Annotated in this window: 18 protein-coding genes and 2 tRNA genes; 19 read left to right on the forward strand and 1 reads right to left on the reverse strand. The window is 37.7% G+C overall.

Translation table 11 applies throughout. The annotated features are described in order from the left end of the window. The first annotated feature begins 47 nt into the window (after window positions 1-47). The 18 genes from atpB (at window position 48) to DOK81_RS00670 (ending at window position 11,243) form a co-directional block, all read left to right on the forward strand. Window positions 48-767, forward strand: a complete 720-nt coding sequence (atpB, locus tag DOK81_RS00585) for a F0F1 ATP synthase subunit A (protein ID WP_206898417.1) — start codon at window positions 48-50, stop codon at window positions 765-767. A gap of 50 nt (window positions 768-817) precedes the next feature. Continuing rightward, window positions 818-1,033 (forward strand): ATP synthase F0 subunit C, encoded by a 216-nt coding sequence (atpE, locus tag DOK81_RS00590; protein WP_010718599.1) that lies wholly within the window; start codon window positions 818-820, stop codon window positions 1,031-1,033. Window positions 1,034-1,124: 91 nt separating this feature from the next. Next, window positions 1,125-1,649, forward strand: coding sequence for a F0F1 ATP synthase subunit B (gene atpF / locus DOK81_RS00595; protein ID WP_206898418.1), 525 nt, complete (start codon window positions 1,125-1,127; stop codon window positions 1,647-1,649). Next, the gene (gene atpH, locus DOK81_RS00600) at window positions 1,636-2,178 is read left to right on the forward strand and encodes an ATP synthase F1 subunit delta (RefSeq protein ID WP_206907152.1); all 543 of its coding nucleotides are present in this window, start codon (window positions 1,636-1,638) and stop codon (window positions 2,176-2,178) included. Before atpF ends, atpH begins: the two co-directional genes overlap by 14 nt. A 22-nt stretch (window positions 2,179-2,200) precedes the next feature. Then, window positions 2,201-3,757 (forward strand): F0F1 ATP synthase subunit alpha, encoded by a 1,557-nt coding sequence (gene atpA, locus DOK81_RS00605; RefSeq protein WP_206907154.1) that lies wholly within the window; start codon window positions 2,201-2,203, stop codon window positions 3,755-3,757. Window positions 3,758-3,770: 13 nt separating this feature from the next. Continuing rightward, window positions 3,771-4,673: a F0F1 ATP synthase subunit gamma gene (locus tag DOK81_RS00610; RefSeq protein ID WP_206907155.1), complete on the forward strand. Its 903-nt coding sequence runs from the start codon at window positions 3,771-3,773 to the stop codon at window positions 4,671-4,673. A gap of 22 nt (window positions 4,674-4,695) precedes the next feature. Beyond that, window positions 4,696-6,102 (forward strand): F0F1 ATP synthase subunit beta, encoded by a 1,407-nt coding sequence (gene atpD, locus DOK81_RS00615; RefSeq protein ID WP_067483770.1) that lies wholly within the window; start codon window positions 4,696-4,698, stop codon window positions 6,100-6,102. A gap of 13 nt (window positions 6,103-6,115) precedes the next feature. After that, complete coding sequence (locus tag DOK81_RS00620; protein ID WP_067483772.1) at window positions 6,116-6,538, forward strand: F0F1 ATP synthase subunit epsilon; 423 nt, start codon at window positions 6,116-6,118, stop codon at window positions 6,536-6,538. A 179-nt stretch (window positions 6,539-6,717) separates the two neighbouring features. Further along, window positions 6,718-6,951 carry a DUF1146 family protein gene (locus DOK81_RS00625; protein WP_206907157.1) on the forward strand — a complete coding sequence of 78 codons (234 nt, stop codon included), beginning with the start codon at window positions 6,718-6,720 and terminating at the stop codon, window positions 6,949-6,951. A 96-nt stretch (window positions 6,952-7,047) separates the two neighbouring features. Next, window positions 7,048-8,349: a UDP-N-acetylglucosamine 1-carboxyvinyltransferase gene (gene murA / locus DOK81_RS00630; protein WP_206907159.1), complete on the forward strand. Its 1,302-nt coding sequence runs from the start codon at window positions 7,048-7,050 to the stop codon at window positions 8,347-8,349. Between the two features lie 12 nt (window positions 8,350-8,361). After that, window positions 8,362-8,538 carry a DNA-directed RNA polymerase subunit beta gene (locus DOK81_RS00635; protein ID WP_067483778.1) on the forward strand — a complete coding sequence of 59 codons (177 nt, stop codon included), beginning with the start codon at window positions 8,362-8,364 and terminating at the stop codon, window positions 8,536-8,538. A 70-nt stretch (window positions 8,539-8,608) separates the two neighbouring features. Beyond that, complete coding sequence (gene yidD, locus DOK81_RS00640) at window positions 8,609-8,881, forward strand: membrane protein insertion efficiency factor YidD (RefSeq protein WP_206907160.1); 273 nt, start codon at window positions 8,609-8,611, stop codon at window positions 8,879-8,881. Between the two features lie 47 nt (window positions 8,882-8,928). Beyond that, window positions 8,929-9,390 carry an N-acetyltransferase gene (locus tag DOK81_RS00645; protein WP_206907162.1) on the forward strand — a complete coding sequence of 154 codons (462 nt, stop codon included), beginning with the start codon at window positions 8,929-8,931 and terminating at the stop codon, window positions 9,388-9,390. A gap of 88 nt (window positions 9,391-9,478) precedes the next feature. Continuing rightward, on the forward strand, window positions 9,479-10,363 hold the full coding sequence (locus DOK81_RS00650; RefSeq protein ID WP_206907164.1) for an ROK family protein: 885 nt from the start codon (window positions 9,479-9,481) through the stop codon (window positions 10,361-10,363). Window positions 10,364-10,456: 93 nt separating this feature from the next. After that, window positions 10,457-10,690: a DUF2969 domain-containing protein gene (locus tag DOK81_RS00655; protein WP_067483785.1), complete on the forward strand. Its 234-nt coding sequence runs from the start codon at window positions 10,457-10,459 to the stop codon at window positions 10,688-10,690. An 86-nt stretch (window positions 10,691-10,776) separates the two neighbouring features. Next, window positions 10,777-10,857: transfer RNA gene (locus DOK81_RS00660), tRNA-Tyr, on the forward strand. Window positions 10,858-10,866: 9 nt separating this feature from the next. Then, a tRNA-Gln gene (locus DOK81_RS00665) sits at window positions 10,867-10,938 on the forward strand. A 134-nt stretch (window positions 10,939-11,072) separates the two neighbouring features. Beyond that, window positions 11,073-11,243 (forward strand): hypothetical protein, encoded by a 171-nt coding sequence (locus DOK81_RS00670; RefSeq protein WP_206907165.1) that lies wholly within the window; start codon window positions 11,073-11,075, stop codon window positions 11,241-11,243. 51 nt (window positions 11,244-11,294) lie between these two features. Here the strand turns inward: DOK81_RS00670 and DOK81_RS00675 are convergent, their stop codons facing one another. Next, window positions 11,295-11,903: a TetR/AcrR family transcriptional regulator gene (locus DOK81_RS00675; RefSeq protein WP_206907167.1), complete on the reverse strand. Its 609-nt coding sequence runs from the start codon at window positions 11,901-11,903 to the stop codon at window positions 11,295-11,297. Between the two features lie 172 nt (window positions 11,904-12,075). Between DOK81_RS00675 and DOK81_RS00680 the strand changes: the two genes are divergently transcribed. Beyond that, window positions 12,076-16,317, forward strand: coding sequence for a 2-hydroxyacyl-CoA dehydratase (locus DOK81_RS00680; protein WP_206907168.1), 4,242 nt, complete (start codon window positions 12,076-12,078; stop codon window positions 16,315-16,317). Window positions 16,318-16,459: the final 142 nt, after the last annotated feature.

The raw sequence follows: 16,459 nt of genomic DNA on the forward strand, positions 1-16,459 counted from the left end.
GTTATTTCATGTGAATTTCAGGGAAAAGAGAAAAGAGGTGAAATGAATTGGATGAACGCTCGCTAACGTTCCACATTGGACCTGTGTGGTTTGATGGTACTGTTTGTATGATGGTGTTATTGACTTGTCTAATCGTTTTCTTTCTAGTGTACTTCTTTACGCGTAACTTAAAGATGAAACCAACTGGAAAACAAAATGCGATTGAATGGGTAATAGATTTCAGTCGAGGAATCGTCACAGATAACTTGCCTAGAAAAGAACTAAGTAATTTCCATTTACTAGCATTTACCTTATTCTTATTTGTTTTTATTGCAAATAATATCGGTCTAATGACAAAAATCGTCCTACCAAATGAAACGACACTTTGGAAAAGTCCAACAGCTGATCCATTTGTGACATTAACATTGGCATTTATGATGATTTTACTTACTCATTTGTTTGGGGTAAAACGATTTGGATTGAAAGGCTATTTTGTAAATTCATTCTTGAAGCCTTATAGTTTCATGTTACCAATGAAGATCATTGAAGAATTTACAAATTTATTAACACTTGCTTTACGTCTTTATGGGAATATTTACGCGGGGGAAGTTTTGCTAACCTTGATTGCAAAAATGATGACAAGCCTAGGCTGGCTGTCACTACCATTAGCAATTCCATTAGAGATGGTCTGGATTGCATTTTCATTGTTTATCGGAAGCATCCAAGCATTTGTCTTTGTCACTTTATCAATGGTTTATATGAGCCATAAGATTGAAGTAGAAGAGTAATATTTGTTTTAGAAAACTACTATTTATTTACTTTAGGAGGAAAAAATATTATGAATTATATCGCAGCAGCAATCGCAATCATGGGGGCAGCAATCGGTGCCGGTTATGGTAACGGTCAAGTAATCTCAAAAACTATCGAATCAATGGCTCGCCAACCTGAAATGTCTGGTCAATTACGTACAACAATGTTTATTGGGGTAGCCCTAGTTGAAGCTGTTCCTATTCTTGGTGTGGTTATCGCCTTAATTCTAGTTTTTGCCGTTTAATAAATGTAAGTAAACTGGCAGAAACAACTTGGTTTGTTCCTGCTTTTTTACATGGAAACTAGAGAAACCTCAAAGAAAGGAAGGCTAGCTTATGCTGAATCAATTGGCAATTGCAGAAGTTGGCAATCCGATGTTAGGTAATATCATCGTTGTCAGCGGCTCATTTTTGATCCTACTTGCTCTTTTAAAGCATTTTGCTTGGGGACCAATTAGTGAAATTTTGAAGAAACGTGAAGATAAGATCGCCAATGATTTAGATTCTGCAGAACAATCTCGCATCAAATCAGCAAAAATGGAACAAGAACGCGAACAACAATTGTTAGCTTCTCGTTCTGACGCAGCTGAAATTATTAAAAATGCGAAAGAAAGTGGAGAACTTAGCCGCCAAAATATTTTGAAGGATACACAAGATGAAGTTGTTCGTCTAAAAAACAAAGCTAAAGCAGACATCACATTAGAACGTGACAATGCATTGAACTCTGTTAAAGATGATGTTGCTGATCTTTCACTTCAAATTGCGGAAAAAATCTTGAATAAAGAATTATCTCCAGAAATGCATGAATCATTAATCAACCAATATATTGAAGGTCTAGGTTCTTCAAATGAAACTAGATAAATATACTGTGGGTAGACGCTACGGAAAAGCTTTGTTTGAACTGGCGATCGATTCAAACAATAGCGAAGAAATCTATCAAGAACTATTGAGCTTACGTAAAATTTATGAAAAAGTCCCTGAATTAGGGGGAGTGCTCAGTGATGCTCGTTTAGAACCACATGAAAAACGACTTATCATGGATAAGTTAATTGGTGGGTATGACGGTATTGTTAAAAACTTTTTAGAAGTGGTCTACAATTACAATCGGATGGATGATCTATTATTCATGATTGACGAATATGAACATCGTTATAATGAAAGTAATGGGTTATTACGTGGAACAGTTAAGACTGCCGTTCCTTTATCTGATGAACAGTTAGAAAAATTAGAACAGAATGTAGCAAAAACAATGAACTATCAAACAGTTGAATTAGAAACAATCGTTGATTCTTCTATTCTTGGTGGCGCAATTGTTGAAGCCGACCATCGAGTGATCGACGGTAGCATTCGAACGCAATTGGAAACAATGCGTAATCAATTAAATAGATAGTACAAAGAGGTAGGTGAATCGAATGGCCATCAAAGCAGAAGAAATTAGTGCCTTGATTAAAGAACAAATTGAACATTATCAAAGCGTGCTTTCAGTTGAAGAAATTGGTACTGTCACATACGTCGGTGACGGAATCGCTCGTGCGCATGGATTAGAAAATGCAATGAGTGGTGAGTTGCTTGAATTTTCAAACGGCTCATACGGAATGGCGCAAAACTTAGAATCAAATGATGTAGGGATTATTATCCTTGGTGATTTCGAATCCATTCGTGAAGGAGATAAAGTAAAACGTACAGGCAAAATCATGGAAGTTCCAGTTGGAGATTCTTTGATCGGACGTGTCGTAAATCCTTTAGGTCAACCTATCGATGGACTAGGAGAAATCGTTACTGATAAAGCTCGTCCTGTAGAAGCAATGGCACCAGGTGTTATGCAACGTAAATCAGTTAATGAACCAATGCAAACAGGTCTAAAAGCAATTGATGCTTTGGTCCCAATTGGTCGTGGACAACGTGAATTAGTCATCGGTGACCGTAAAACAGGTAAAACATCCATTGCAATCGATACAATTATCAACCAAAAAGGTCAAGATATGATTTGTATCTACGTTGCGATTGGACAAAAAGATTCAACTGTCCGTACACAAGTTGAAACATTGAAAAAATATGGCGCTATGGACTATACAATCGTAGTCAATGCGGGTGCTTCCCAACCAGCACCATTGCTTTATATCGCACCTTATGCTGGTACAGCGATGGGTGAGGAATTCATGTATAATGGCAAACATGTTTTGATTATCTTTGATGATTTATCAAAACAAGCTGTTGCTTATCGTGAACTTTCCTTACTATTACGCCGTCCGCCAGGTCGTGAAGCATATCCAGGGGATGTTTTCTACTTACATTCACGTTTGCTAGAACGTGCAGCAAAATTAAGTGATGAATTAGGTGGCGGTTCAATGACTGCCTTACCATTTGTTGAAACACAAGCAGGGGATATTTCTGCATATATTCCAACAAACGTTATTTCAATCACTGATGGACAAATTTTCTTGGAAAGTGATTTATTCTACGCAGGAACACGTCCGGCCGTTGATGCTGGGTTATCTGTATCCCGTGTTGGTGGTTCTGCACAAATCAAAGCAATGAAAAAAGTTGCCGGAACGCTACGTCTTGACTTAGCAAGTTATCGAGAACTTGAAGCATTTACGCAATTTGGTTCAGACTTAGATGCAGCAACACAAGCCAAATTAAATCGCGGTCGTCGTACTGTAGAAATCTTGAAACAAAAATTACATGCACCACTTGCTGTAGAAAAACAAGTCATCATTTTATATGCGTTGACTCATGGTTTCTTAGACAGTATTCCTGTGGATAGCATTCTTGACTTTGAAAGTGAATTATTTGAATACTTGGATACAAATCATCCAAATATCTTTGAAATTATCCGTACAACACAAGATCTTCCAGAAGAAGAAGCGTTGAACAGTGTAATCAAAGAATACAAAGACATTTTCTTAGCTTCTAAAGGTAGTACATCCTCGACAGAAGACAAATTGAAATCCATTCAAAATGCATAGTGAGGTGAGATGAATGGGTGCTTCACTAAATGAAATTAAGACACGTATTGCTTCAACGAAAAAAACAAGTCAAATTACGCGTGCCATGCAAATGGTTTCTGCTTCGAAGCTAACGAAATCGGAATCTTCTTCTAAGAAGTTTCAGGTTTATGCGAACAAAGTGAGAGAGATCGTTACGCATTTAACAGCGACTCAATTAAGTGATATTGCTTCTTCAAACACAAATAATGATATCAACTATAATTCAATGTTGATTAGTCGCCCTGTTAAAAAGACAGGCTATATTGTGATCACAGCTGACGGTGGTTTAGTTGGTGGTTATAATAGTTCAATTTTGAAACAGACGATGTCGATTTTGGAAGAAGATCACCAATCAGCCGATGAGTATGTGATGATTGCAATTGGGGGGACAGGTGCGGACTTTTTCAAAGCTCGTGGCATTGACCTTGCCTATGAATTGCGTAACTTATCTGACCAACCAAGTTTTGATGAAGTGAGAAAAATTGTGAACATGGCTACAACAATGTATCAAAATGAAGTCTTTGACGAATTATATGTATGCTACAACCATCATATAAATTCATTAACTAGTCAATTTCGTGTAGAAAAGATGTTACCAATCTCAGATTTAGATCCAGAAGAAGCAACAAGTTTTGAGCAAGAATACATTTTTGAACCTTCAAAAGAAGAAATCCTAGCTCAATTATTGCCTCAATATGCTGAAAGTTTGATTTATGGTGCAATTGTAGATGCTAAAACTGCCGAACACGCAGCAGGCATGACTGCAATGAAAACAGCAACTGATAATGCCGCAAACATTATTGACGACTTGACGGTTTCTTATAACCGTGCAAGACAAGGGGCTATTACCCAAGAAATTACCGAAATTGTTGCCGGAGCTTCGGCACTAGAATAGTATTGAGATTGGAGGAAAAAAGATGAGTTCAGGCAAGATTGTTCAAGTAATCGGTCCCGTTGTCGACGTGGAATTTTCTTTAGACCAATCCTTACCAGATATCAACAACGCATTAGTTGTTTATAAAAAAGATGAAAAAAAATCAAAAGTTGTTCTTGAAGCGACCCTAGAACTAGGGGACGGTGTGATCCGTACGATCGCAATGGAATCAACTGATGGTTTACAAAGAGGGATGGAAGTTGTCGATACAGGCAAAGCAATCTCTGTTCCAGTTGGTAAAGAAACATTAGGTCGTGTATTCAACGTATTAGGGGATACTATTGATTTAGAAAAACCTTTCCCAGAAGATGCTGAAAGAAGCGAAATTCATAAAAAAGCACCTAATTTTGATGAATTAAGCACAAGTACTGAAATTTTAGAAACAGGGATCAAAGTTATTGACTTACTAGCTCCTTACCTTAAAGGTGGGAAAGTTGGTTTATTCGGTGGTGCCGGTGTAGGTAAAACCGTATTGATCCAAGAATTGATCCACAATATCGCGCAAGAACATGGTGGTATTTCAGTGTTTACCGGTGTTGGTGAACGTACACGTGAAGGGAATGACCTTTACTATGAAATGAAAGATTCTGGCGTTATTGAAAAAACAGCGATGGTGTTTGGACAAATGAATGAGCCACCCGGTGCACGTATGCGTGTTGCCTTGACTGGTTTAACAATTGCTGAATACTTCCGCGATGTTGAAGGTCAAGACGTACTATTGTTTATTGATAACATTTTCCGTTTCACACAAGCTGGTTCAGAGGTATCTGCCTTACTTGGTCGTATGCCTTCTGCCGTTGGTTACCAACCAACTTTAGCAACAGAAATGGGTCAATTACAAGAACGTATTACTTCAACGAAAAAAGGTTCAATTACTTCTATCCAAGCTATCTATGTACCAGCGGATGACTATACTGACCCTGCGCCAGCTACAACATTTGCTCACTTAGATGCAACAACCAACTTGGAACGTAAATTAACTGAACAAGGGATTTATCCAGCGGTGGATCCATTGGCATCATCTTCAAGTGCACTTGCACCTGAAATCGTTGGTGAAGAACATTATAAAGTGGCTACTGAAGTCCAACACGTTTTACAACGTTACCGTGAATTGCAAGACATTATTGCAATCTTAGGAATGGATGAATTATCTGACCAAGAAAAAGTTTTAGTTTCTCGTGCACGTCGAATTCAATTCTTCTTATCACAAAACTTTAACGTTGCAGAACAATTTACTGGTCTTCCAGGATCTTATGTTCCTGTTGAAGAAACAGTTAAAGGTTTCCGTGAAATCTTAGAAGGTAAATATGATGATCTTCCTGAAGAAGCTTTCCGAAGCGTAGGTCGAATTGAAGATGTCGTTGAAAAAGCGAAAAAACTAGGCTACTAGAAAGGGGTGCCCCATGGATCAATTTTTAACAGTTAATGTGGTAACACCTGACGGCTTGGTCTATGATCACCATGCAGCAATTGTCGTTGCACGTACAACTGCTGGAGAATTGGGGATTTTACCGAAACATGCTCCAATTATCGTTCCTTTAGCCATTGATGAAGTTCGCATCAAGAGAACGGACTCTGATACGCACGTTGACTGGATTGCCGTTAACGGAGGAATCATGGAAGTTCGTGATAATCTAGTTTCCATCGTCGCAGATACTGCGGAACGTGAGCGCGATATTGACGTTTCTCGTGCTGAAAGAGCAAAACAACGAGCAGAACGTCAAATCGAAGAAGCAAAACAAAAAGAAGATACGAATGAATTGAAACGTGCGACAGTTGCATTACACCGAGCAATCAATCGGATCAATGTTTCTAAGCATACGTAGATTCAAATGAACTTATTTTTTGATAAAAACTGTGCCAAAGTCACTTATTGATTTTGGCACAGTTTTTTTTATTGTATTTGTTTTATGTAAAAAAGCACAGTTATTTTTCCTTTTAGAAAATTTATGGTATTATCGTTTTATTGAGTTTACAGTAAACAGATGCAAGAAAGGACGTTATGATGCAAGTCTATGGAATTGACGCGATTATTCGAATTGTGAGTCATTTAGCGTTTATTTATTTAGCTTTTTGGTCTTTGCGTTCTTTGCGTACGGAAACGTTTTTTAGATATATGCAAAACACTACGCAAATCAGAATGGTAATTGTCTTTTTTTCAATTTTTTTAGGATACACTGCTAGCAATTTTTTTCTAGAAATCATGGCGTTATGTCGAAATCTTTTTGTTAGTATCTAATTTCAAAAAAAGGTACTATTTTAAAAGAAGAAATGCTATAATGAAAAAGATTTTGAGTAAGAGTATGCTCATTGGAATTTTTTTGGGGGGAACAACATGGAAGAGATCATCGTACAAGGTGGCAATCAATTAACTGGAACTGTCAAGATTGAAGGAGCTAAAAATGCTGTACTGCCAATTTTAGCTGCTAGTTTATTAGCGGAAGAAGGAACAACAACATTAACCAACGTTCCAATTCTTTCAGATGTATTTACAATGAATCAAGTAATTCGTCATTTGAATGTAGACGTTGACTTTGATGAAGAGCAAAATCAAGTGACACTTAATGCATCACGACAATTAGAAATCGAAGCACCTTATGAGTATGTTAGTCAAATGCGCGCATCAATCGTTGTTATGGGTCCATTGTTAGCTAGAAATGGCCATGCAAAAGTAGCAATGCCTGGGGGCTGTGCCATTGGCAAACGCCCGATTGATTTGCATTTAAAAGGATTTCAAGCGTTAGGTGCGAAGATTATCCAAAAAAATGGTTATATCGAAGCAATCGCTGATGAATTGATTGGTAATACAATTTATCTAGACTTTCCAAGTGTAGGTGCAACACAAAATATCATGATGGCTGCTGTGAAAGCAAAAGGTACAACGATTATCGAAAACGTTGCTCGTGAACCCGAAATTGTTGACTTGGCAAATATCTTAAATAAAATGGGTGCAAATATCTATGGCGCTGGTACAGAAACAATGCGTATTGAAGGTGTTGAGCATTTACACGCAGTGACACATTCAATCGTGCAAGATCGTATTGAAGCAGGAACATTCATGGTTGCTGCAGCAATGACTGAAGGAAATGTTTTAATTGCTGATGCGATTTCTGAACACAACCGTCCTTTGATCTCTAAATTAACAGAAATGGGTGCGACAATCACTGATGAAGAAGGTGGCGTTCGTGTAGTTGGACCAAAACATGTACTCCCAACGGACGTGAAAACAATGCCTCATCCTGGTTTTCCAACAGATATGCAAGCACAAATGACTGCTATTCAAATGGTCGCTGAAGGTACAAGCGTCGTAACTGAAACAGTCTTTGAAAATCGTTTCCAACATTTGGAAGAAATGCGTCGTATGAATGCACATGTTAAGATTGATGGAAATGTTGCAATGATTGAAGGCGCACATGAATTACAAGGTGCAGAAGTATATGCTACGGATTTACGTGCTGCTGCTGCGTTGATTTTAGCTGGATTAAAAGCAAATGGTGTGACACGTGTTCGTAATTTGAAATATTTAGATCGTGGCTATTATAATTTCCATTTGAAATTACAACAACTTGGTGCAAATATTGAACGTGTTGAAATGGATCAAACACCAACAGAAAAAACTGCACAAACTATCGCTTAAGGACGTGTTTGAATGAGTAACCATCGTTATATTTTAGTCAGTTTGATGAAGATACTAATTGTGATCATCTTGCTTTTTCTTCTTTTTATTGCCGGTACAATGATTGGTTACGGCGTAATCGGTGGTGGAAACCCGTTTCGAGTTTTCCAACTTGATTTATGGCTTCATATTCGAGACTTTTTTAACTGAGATTTAAGGGGTTGTGGCAAACTTTTGTCGCAACTCCTTTTTACATAGACTGATTAGTGAGGCAGAGAAAATGAAAAAATTCTTGATTTATTTAGTAAGAGGTTATCAACGATTCATTTCACCCGCATTTCCACCGAGTTGCCGTTATTATCCGACATGCTCAAATTATATGATTTGTGCGATTCAAGTGCATGGTGCTGTGAAAGGAACGCTGATGGGAACGGCACGAATTTTACGTTGTCATCCATTTGTAAGAGGTGGCATTGATTATGTGCCAAAAAAATTCAAATTAACGAGGAATACAGTTGACAAGGAGCAGCCAGATTATGATGGACGAAAGTAAGAGGTAAAAATTTACTTTTTTTATCAATGAAAGGAGAACTATTACCGATGATTGAAAAATTAAAGGCAAATGAACTTCCATGGGCGTTACTACTAGATGCTGATCCTGAAAAAGAAAAAGTGCTTGCTTACCTTGAACAAGGCGAAGGGATTGTTTGGAAAGAAAATGGAGAAACACTGGGCGTCTTGATTTTTGTCGCCACAAAAGATGAATTTGAAATCATGAATGTTGCGGTAGCTCCCCAAAGTCAAGGGAGAGGAATCGGTGGTTTATTATTGGAAGCCGCATTCCAACAAATTGAGGAAGAAACAGAAAATCAAACGCAAGTAATCATTCGCACGGGTAGTATTACTTCCGCGGCTTTACATTTGTATCAAAAAAAGGGGTTTAGTGAAATTTCTCGAGAAAAGGATTATTTTATCAAAAACTATGCAGAGCCTATTTATGAAGAGGGTATTTTATTAAGAGATCAAGTGACATTAGCCAAAAGTATCCAATCATTTCGCTAGATTTAGCTGGTCACTTCGGAAAAGGCTTTCAAAAACCAAGGGATTGTTTTACAATATTTTTAGGAAGCAAAAAGGAGCGAAAATAGTTATGGGAATTCTTGTATTTGATTTTGGTGGTTCAGCAGTAAAATATGGTTATTGGAATGGTCGTCAATTAGAAGCAACCAATCAATTTCCAACACCTGCTACTTGGGAAGAAATGAAACAAAAACTAAGCGAAACATACCAAACTTTTGTTGAAACAAACGTGATTGAAGGCATAGGGATCAGCGCTCCCGGTGTAGTTAACAGCGAACGCCAAATCATTGAAGGGATTAGTGCAATTCCTTATATTCATGGATTTAATATTTTCAAAGAATTAGAAGAATTGTTTGGGTTACCAATTACTATCGAAAATGATGCGAATTGTGCTGGAATGGCAGAATTTTATGAAGGCGCAGCGCGAGATTACCAAGATGTCGCGTTTGTCGTTATTGGAACAGGGATTGGTGGCGCGATGTTCACGAAGGGACAAATGAACAAAGGTGCGCATCTTTACGGCGGAGAGTTTGGGATGATGTTTTTAGATGGTGATCAAACATTCAGTCTTTTGGGAACGGCTGTGCAGATGGCTTGGCGGTATTGTGAGCGTCTTGGTCTAGATAAGATGACCTACTCTGGAAAAGAAGTCTTTGAAATGGCAGAGTCAGGCGATGTGATCGCTCAAGAAGAAGTTGAAAAATTTTATGATTACTTAGCAAAAGGACTTTTCAGTATCCAGTTTTCATTTGATCCAGAAGTGATTGTACTTGGTGGTGGGATCTCTGCAAAAGAGGGCTTGATTGACGAATTGAATCAGCGTATCGAAAAATTAATGGACAAGCTAGATTTACATGATTTTGTTCCAGAAATCTTATTATGTGACTATCGTAATGATGCGAATTTAGTTGGTGCTGCTGCAAATTATTATGCAGTAAGTCAAAGAGAGGCTTAAGAGTTTGAAGAGAATCAGATTATATACCCTGTTAAGTAAACAGGGTATATTTTATTGTAGAGAGTATGATAAAATAGGTAGGAGGTGAGAATAATGTCAAAAAAGAATAAAGATATTGAAGTACGAGTAGAAGAAATCCAAAAAGTAATTAATGGCAAAAATTATGAGGTCACTCAGTTATTTATTGGCAAAAAAAATATTGGTGAAATTTTAGCATATGGACCAAAAGAATTTGAAATATTTTTTGGTGAAGAGGACTTTGGAAAAGAAAAAAGCCTTGAAAACGCGATAGAAACGGTAATCCGTCATTGGAATTTACAAGACTAAAAAATATCAAAAAAGTTTTCAATAAAGGGTTGCAAAAATCTGTGAAATTAGGTATTATAACTAAGTCAGGTTGATACAGACCTTTCGGAGGAGTAGCGAAGTGGCTAAACGCGACGGACTGTAAATCCGTTCCTTAGGGTTCAGTGGTTCGAATCCACTCTCCTCCATTTTTTTATTGGGGTATAGCCAAGCGGTAAGGCAAGGGACTTTGACTCCCTCATGCGTTGGTTCGAATCCAGCTACCCCAGTTCTTAGATAGACGTTCACGAGATGACAGTTTCTGTTATCTCGTTTTTTTTGACCTACAGTAGCTTGATTCTTGAAGTATTTAAAGAATTAAGCTAGAGTTAAATTAGGTACTCAAACAGAAAGGATGAAGAGAATGAAGTGGAAAGAAAAAGTCGATGAAACTGCTGAAAAATTATATGATTTGGTTAAATCTGGAAAATATGATGTAGAAGTTGGACTTCCAAAAAATGCAAAAAAAGCAGTCCAAATCAAGACGAAACGTCCAACCAATCACACCAAAAAATGGTTAGCAAAAAACCGCTAATAATAACAAAAAACTGCCAAACGCTAAAAAAAGCGAATTGGCAGTTTTTTGTTATCTTTCGACTTCAATCCCTAAAACAGTCAGGTGACCATTTCCAACTAATTTCACGACTAAAGCAGCCAGTTGTTCGGCTGACATGTTTGTGTCACTAGTAATCCACCAGTGCAGCGTCCCAATGAAGATCGAAGTCATGTATTCGATAATAAAATCAATAGGGACCTCCAGTTCATTTTCGGTGATTTTTAACCGATTGAAGATATTTGCGTATTTATTGTATAAAAGCTCTTCTAGTTTTTTACGCAAAAGTTCGTTAGACGAACCATCCATGATGGTCAAAAAGAAAGTTTTTCTTTCTTGGATATTTTTGTAAATATTTGTTAATGCAGCAATGATTTGTTTCACTTTGATTCGATTGCCATGAACAAGTTGTTCTAAATCCAAAACGGAAGTAAAGGCATTGATCGCCATTTCAAAAATTTGTTCGTAGAGATCTTGTTTGTCTTTAAAATGAGCATAAAAGGTAGCACGATTGATCATTGCTTCATCGGCAATGTCTTGTACGGTGACGTTATCGTATCCTTTTTCTTCGACCAAGCGAATAAATGCCTCGATAACCATTTTGTGTGTTCGTTTCACTCGAAGATCAGTTTTCTTAACCATAAAAAATTCCTCGCTTGTTATTCGACATTTTTAATTTGTTTGTTGCTTATCTCACAAATAAGGGGTGTTTGCCAGTTGCAAAACCAGCAAATTGTTTCTAAAATATACATAAGTAGTATAACAGACACTTTGTTAGATAATCAACAAACTGTCTGTTTGAGGAGGAGAACAGATGAACTTACGAGCGGGAATCGATGTTGGATCCACGACAGTCAAATTAGTATTACTAGATGAGCAAAATCAAACAATCTTTTCCAAATATGAACGTCATTATTCAGATGTCAAGAAAGCAACAGCCAAGACTTTACGGGAAGCACAAGCATTGGTTCGCGATCAACCAATTGCCATGGCAATCACTGGATCAGGTGGGATGGGACTAGCAGATGTGTTGAGCATTCCTTTTGTTCAGGAGGTCATCGCGTGTACACGCACAGTGGAAGAAATAATTCCTGAAACAGATGTTGCGATTGAATTGGGCGGAGAAGATGCGAAAATCACTTTTTTTGAAGGCGCACTAGAGCAACGAATGAATGGAAGCTGTGCTGGTGGAACAGGTGCATTTATTGACCAAATGGCCGTTTTATTAAAGACAGACTCAAATGGCGTGAACGAGTTAGCCAAAGAATATCGTCAAATTTATCCTATTGCTTCACGCTGTGGCGTGTTTGCTAAGACAGATGTGCAACCATTGATCAATGAAGGAGCAGATAAAGCAGATATTGCAGCGAGTATTTTTCAAGCTGTAGTAAATCAAACGATTGCCGGATTGGCCGCTGGACGAAAAATTAAAGGAAAAGTAGCATTTTTAGGTGGGCCATTGTACTTCATGTCAGAATTGCGTAAACGTTTTGTTGAAACATTAGACATTGCGCCGGAAAATGTCATTTTTCCAGAAAATCCGCAGCTATTTGTGGCAATGGGTGCTGCTTTCTATGCTGAAGAAGCACGAGTGACGACAATTGCTGCTTTGCTTGATGCTTTAGAAAATGGCGATCAAGCACAGCTAACACCTTCAACTACTTTATCGCCGCTATTTGAAGAAGAAGCAGATTTGGTCGCGTTTCGAAAGCGCCATGCTCAAGCAACTGCTTCAGAAAAGCCACTTTCAAAACATCATGGTGTAGCATTTTTAGGAATCGATGCTGGTTCGACAACGACAAAAGTTACCTTGATTAATGAGGAAGGAGAAATTCTCTTTTCTTTCTATGGAAATAATGAAGGTCAGCCTTTAGAAACAACGATGAAAGTGCTAAAAGAGTTATACAGTCAATTACCAGAAGATGTTTTTATCGGAAAAGCAGCGGCAACAGGTTATGGCGAATTATTGATCAAAAATGCCTTAAAGGTTGATATTGGTGAAGTGGAAACGATGGCGCATTACAAAGCGGCAAATTTTTTCCAACCTGGTGTTGATTTTATTTTAGATATTGGTGGACAAGATATGAAAGCCATGACGATTAAAGATGGTGTACTCTCCTCAATCCAATTAAATGAAGCCTGTTCTTCTGGTTGTGGTTCATTTATTGAAACATTTGCTCAATCATTAAATTATGATGTAAGGGATTTTGCAAAAGCTGCCGTGGCATCTAAGGCACCAGTTGATTTAGGTTCTCGCTGTACAGTTTTTATGAATTCAAAAGTAAAGCAAGTCCAAAAAGAAGGGGCGTCGGTAGGAGATATTTCTGCTGGATTGTCTTATTCTGTTATCAAAAATGCTATTTATAAAGTAATTAAAGTTCGTAGACCAGAAGATCTTGGTGAAAAAATTGTCTGCCAAGGTGGTACTTTTTATAACGAAGCGGTGTTACGCGCGTTTGAATTGATTAGTGGGCGTGAAGTTGTTCGTCCATCAATTGCTGGGCTGATGGGGGCTTATGGAGCGGCACTGATTGCCATGGAAAATTATTCACTAGGCGAAGAAAGCACCATTTTGTCAGAAGAAGAGCTAGATCACTTTACTGCGGAAAAAGAATTTACCCATTGTGGTTTGTGTGAAAACAACTGTATGCTAACAGTTACGTTATTTTCTGATGGTCGTCAATTTATCACTGGAAATCGGTGCGAACGTGGTGCTCGAATCAAGATCAAAAAGGAAGACAAAAAGGTCAATCTTGTCGACTATAAGTATCGACGTTTATTCAAATATCGTCCATTACGTAAAAAAGAAGCGGTCAATGGTGTGATTGGTATCCCTCGAGTATTAAATATGTATGAAAATTATCCTTTGTGGCATACATTCTTCACTGATTTAGGATTTAGAGTAGAATTATCACCACGTTCAAACAAAGAATTATACGAGCAAGGAATGGAAACAATCCCAAGTGACACAGCATGTTATCCAGCTAAAATCACACACGGCCATATTCAGGCAATGATTGATGCGGGTATTCCACGTATTTTTTATCCGGGAGTTGTTTTTGAACGACAAGAATCTGCTGAAGCGGATAATCACTTCAATTGTCCTATTGTCCAGAGCTATCCAGATGTTATTAAAAATAATGTGGATGACATTCGCGATGGTAAAGTCGATTATCGAAATCCCTTTATCAATTTAGCAAATGAATCAGCAGTAGCAAAAGTTCTACACCAAACTTTTGCGGATTTTGGTTTTTCGGAGGAACAGATTGCTCAAGCGTTGCATCATGGATATGAAGAATTAGCAACCTTTAAGGCAGATATTCAAAAAAAAGGTGAAGAAACTTTATTGATGTTGAATCAAAAAAATGAGCGAGGAATTGTTATCTCAGGTCGTCCGTACCATTTAGATCCAGAAATCAATCATGGAATCTCTGAAGTAATTACACAAGAAGGCTTCCATGTACTGACCGAAGACAGTATTTCCCATTTAGGAGATGTAGGAAATTTACGTGTTGTGAATCAATGGGTCTACCACTCACGGCTATATGCGGCTGCGCGTGTCGTAGCAAAATCAAAAAATCTTGAATTAGTTCAATTGAATTCATTCGGCTGTGGTTTAGATGCAGTAACAACAGATCAAGTCGAAGAAATCATGGAACAATATGGAAAAATCTATACAGTTCTAAAAATTGATGAAGGAGCAAACCTTGGAGCAATTCGTATTCGATTACGTTCCTTAAAAGCAGCGGTCAATGAACGAGCAAAACAAAACTTTGTTCCAGTCAAACGATTTGAAGAACCAGAAAAAATCGTCTTTACAAAAGAAATGAAAGAAAAACATACTTTGTTGTTGCCAATGCTTAGTCCGATTCATCAATCCGGCTTAGTGGATGTAGCGTTAAATGCCTCTGGGTACAATGTTGTTTGTTTGCCAGCAGAAGATAATGAAGCAATCAATGTTGGTCTGAAATATGTGAACAACGATGCGTGTTATCCAGCAATCATCTCCATTGGTCAATTAGTGGAGGCCTTGGAAAGTGGTAAGTATGATTTGGAAAATACAAGTGTGATGATGACTCAAACTGGTGGTGGTTGTCGTGCAACGAATTATATTCCATTACTTAGAAAAGCATTGAATGATGCTGGGTTTGGAAATATTCCAGTTGTTTCGATCTCAATGGGGAACAAGGGCGTTGAATCAAACCCTGGGTTTAAATTCACATTTCCAATGTTAAAACGTTTGGCGATTGCCTTTTTATATGGTGATTTGTTTGAACGAGTTGTTTATCGTACACGTCCTTACGAATTAGAAAAAGGGACAGTTGATCGCTTACATGAAGAATGGCTTCAACGAGTGGAAAAAAATGTTCGGAATGGCTCCTTGACGTTGTTTAATAGCAATATGAAGAAAATCGTCAAAGCATTTGATACCTTACCGATTTCTGATGTGAAAAAACCAAAAGTGGGAGTAGTTGGTGAAATATTAGTTAAGTATTCTCCAACTGCGAATAACGATATAGTTCGCTTACTTGAAGCAGAAGGCGCAGAAGCAGTGGTTCCTGATATTGTTGGATTTATGAACTATTCCCTATACAATCAAGTTTGGAAATATGAAAATCTTGGAATGGCTAAACAAAGTAAATTACTCGCACAATTTGCGATTCGGATGATTGAAATGATTGAAAAACCAATGGATAAAGCACTAAGAAAATCAGAACGATTTGATGGCATCCAATCTATTCAAGATTTGGCAGAAGATGCAAGCAAAATCTTGTCGATTGGAAATCAAACAGGTGAAGGTTGGTTCTTAACAGGAGAAATGATTGAGTTGTTGAAACATAATGTGAATAACATTGTTTGTATGCAACCGTTTGGCTGTTTGCCTAATCATGTAGTTGGTAAAGGCGTTATTAAAGAATTGCGTCGTCAATACCCTAACGCAAATATTGCAGCGATTGATTATGATCCAGGTGTTTCGATCGTCAACCAATTAAATCGTATTCGTTTAATGATGGCGACTGCTAATAAAACATTAGTGAAAGAAACCATTTCATGAATAACCTAATTAGATAAAAATACACGAGGAGAAAGTAGGGTTAAAACTTACTTTTTCCTCGTTTTTTGAAGAAAAATAAGCTGAACTGTTTCAACCGCTCAATGGAGAAAATCCTTTTTTTGTTGAGAATCAGGTATATACC

This window comes from Enterococcus sp. DIV0660C (assembly GCF_017316125.1).
Lineage (GTDB): Bacteria > Bacillota > Bacilli > Lactobacillales > Enterococcaceae > Enterococcus_B.

What these genes read in the sequence shown, in the direction of transcription:
- DOK81_RS00670 (WP_206907165.1), top strand. Translation starts at nt 11,073, where the DNA reads ATGAAGTGGAAAGAAAAAGTCGATGAAACTGCTGAAAAATTATATGAT.
- DOK81_RS00610 (WP_206907155.1), top strand. Translation starts at nt 3,771, where the DNA reads ATGGGTGCTTCACTAAATGAAATTAAGACACGTATTGCTTCAACGAAA.
- atpH (WP_206907152.1), top strand. Translation starts at nt 1,636, where the DNA reads ATGAAACTAGATAAATATACTGTGGGTAGACGCTACGGAAAAGCTTTG.
- DOK81_RS00675 (WP_206907167.1), bottom strand. Translation starts at nt 11,903, where the DNA reads ATGGTTAAGAAAACTGATCTTCGAGTGAAACGAACACACAAAATGGTT.
- yidD (WP_206907160.1), top strand. Translation starts at nt 8,609, where the DNA reads ATGAAAAAATTCTTGATTTATTTAGTAAGAGGTTATCAACGATTCATT.
- DOK81_RS00645 (WP_206907162.1), top strand. Translation starts at nt 8,929, where the DNA reads ATGATTGAAAAATTAAAGGCAAATGAACTTCCATGGGCGTTACTACTA.
- DOK81_RS00625 (WP_206907157.1), top strand. Translation starts at nt 6,718, where the DNA reads ATGCAAGTCTATGGAATTGACGCGATTATTCGAATTGTGAGTCATTTA.
- DOK81_RS00620 (WP_067483772.1), top strand. Translation starts at nt 6,116, where the DNA reads ATGGATCAATTTTTAACAGTTAATGTGGTAACACCTGACGGCTTGGTC.
- DOK81_RS00650 (WP_206907164.1), top strand. Translation starts at nt 9,479, where the DNA reads ATGGGAATTCTTGTATTTGATTTTGGTGGTTCAGCAGTAAAATATGGT.
- DOK81_RS00635 (WP_067483778.1), top strand. Translation starts at nt 8,362, where the DNA reads ATGAGTAACCATCGTTATATTTTAGTCAGTTTGATGAAGATACTAATT.
- DOK81_RS00655 (WP_067483785.1), top strand. Translation starts at nt 10,457, where the DNA reads ATGTCAAAAAAGAATAAAGATATTGAAGTACGAGTAGAAGAAATCCAA.
- atpE (WP_010718599.1), top strand. Translation starts at nt 818, where the DNA reads ATGAATTATATCGCAGCAGCAATCGCAATCATGGGGGCAGCAATCGGT.
- atpF (WP_206898418.1), top strand. Translation starts at nt 1,125, where the DNA reads ATGCTGAATCAATTGGCAATTGCAGAAGTTGGCAATCCGATGTTAGGT.
- murA (WP_206907159.1), top strand. Translation starts at nt 7,048, where the DNA reads ATGGAAGAGATCATCGTACAAGGTGGCAATCAATTAACTGGAACTGTC.
- DOK81_RS00680 (WP_206907168.1), top strand. Translation starts at nt 12,076, where the DNA reads ATGAACTTACGAGCGGGAATCGATGTTGGATCCACGACAGTCAAATTA.
- atpA (WP_206907154.1), top strand. Translation starts at nt 2,201, where the DNA reads ATGGCCATCAAAGCAGAAGAAATTAGTGCCTTGATTAAAGAACAAATT.
- atpD (WP_067483770.1), top strand. Translation starts at nt 4,696, where the DNA reads ATGAGTTCAGGCAAGATTGTTCAAGTAATCGGTCCCGTTGTCGACGTG.